The sequence below is a fragment of the Bradyrhizobium sp. genome (genome assembly GCF_016462955.1).
Taxonomy (GTDB): Bacteria; Pseudomonadota; Alphaproteobacteria; order Rhizobiales; family Xanthobacteraceae; genus Bradyrhizobium.
Genome location: NZ_JAEMSD010000867.1, coordinates 1 through 1,642 on the forward strand (window position 1 = coordinate 1; position 1,642 = coordinate 1,642).

The 1,642-nt window shown below is 59.6% G+C and carries 1 protein-coding gene; it reads right to left on the reverse strand.

Features of this window, described 5'->3' with window-relative positions:
• A partial coding sequence (locus tag JHD07_RS39355) for a hypothetical protein (protein ID WP_291632016.1) occupies positions 1-1,618 on the reverse strand: 1,618 nt, incomplete at its 3' end.
• Positions 1,619-1,642 lie beyond the last annotated feature (24 nt).

Here is a 1,642-nt window from a genome sequence, read left to right on the forward strand (position 1 = left end):
CTTCTAACTTTGGCTGGCGTATCTGTATGGATGACGCAAAGCCCAATCGATCATCTGTCAAGACAAGGGCCGCGCTGCTGCCGATCTGATCGTCAGCGTAGTGCTCGTAGTCCAGGCCAGTAATGAGACTGATACCGGACTCGAGCAGCCGCGATGCCATCGTCGGAAGCCAGCGGTCGGGTACACTCAACTCCGGCAGCAACAAATGGGTCGGTCGCGGCTTGGCGTTGATCGCCATGTTCACGATAGTCGCGAGCCGATCATAGCGCTCGATAGAGAGATCAGGACGCCGAGCTGCGGCCGCTGCCCAACTCCGCGTATCCGTCTTAAGGCTTGTTATGCCGAGTAACACCGGGCGCGCCGAGCGGCGCGCTCCCAGGTCCGCAGTTCGTAGTCTCTCCGGCTGCTCGCCGGCCAGCCAGGACGCTGCCTCATCATCGATCCCTTCAGATCGATGGAAGGCGCCGCGAAGCGCGCGCGTATACGCTCCCCACCGCTCAAAAGCTCTCTCTCTCGGCCCAAAAACGCATTCGCCGGGGCGATAGAGCGCTACCTCCTGCGCGGTGTAGGGGCGGGTCGCGAGCAGGTAGGGCAGCAGCGACGGTAATGCACCAGCCCTTGTTTCGCCGAGGCGACGATTAACGCGCCGCAATCCTGTGGTCGGGTCTTCACCCTGAGTCCCTTCAATAAACGCGCGCAAATCTGCGAGGCGACGACGGTCACCTTCGTCTTCAAGCATCTGAAGGAATTCTGCCTCGCCTTCGATGGCCGGCCGCTGGCTATTCGCATCCCAGCGCAGGTGTTCTTTGTAGGACTGCTTTGCCCAGTCGGTCTCGCGCAAACTAAGTGCAGCCGAGCGCACCTCGGCATTTTTTTCGGGCATGCCTATGAGCGAAAACAGCCGCTCGGCTTCGCGCGGCAGGCGCCGGGGCTTGCCTGTATCGCCATCCCAAGGGAGAGACCGCAGAACCGCTTCGCGGCAAGCGTTAGCCACCCAAGTTCGGAAATCGTTCCAGAGTTGCGGTGTCGCCGCCACGGACTGCCCGTTGAGCCGGCATTCGCCGCCCCCTACCACGGCCTCCAACTGTTCTATAGCATTCAGCGCTCGCTGATACATCCGGTGGGCGTGCTGCCAATCCGCCAAAGACACGGCCAAGGAAATAAGCCTATCCAGATAGTCGATCTGCTCCAGGATCTTATCCGGCCTCAATATATGACTGCAGGCGAATTCGTAGAAGCGCCGCCTCTGTTCAATCCAGGTCGTTTGATCTAGATCCTTCGCAAGTATTTCGGCCGAACGAAGCTGAAGCGACCACCCAAGGCGCCGGAGGGTCAAGCCGTCGGCGCGACGCAAGGAATCTGGTTCCTCAGCAGCGCTCGCTGCTGCGGCGAGCGCCCGAGCGGAGGCCGTTTCGTCCATCTCATCGACCAACGGCATCAGACGCCGCTCGCTTGAGAGCGTGCGTACTTGATGGGCGATATTGCTCAGGAGATCACGTCCTGCCTGCCCCTTGAGGAAGAATATACGCTGCTTTTCAGGCTTCAGTCTGAGCTTGGTGCCGCCCTGGTATTCTCCCGGCAAGCACACCTCAACATCTTCGCTACCAATCTTGAACATATTTGGCAAGCAATTGGAAATATA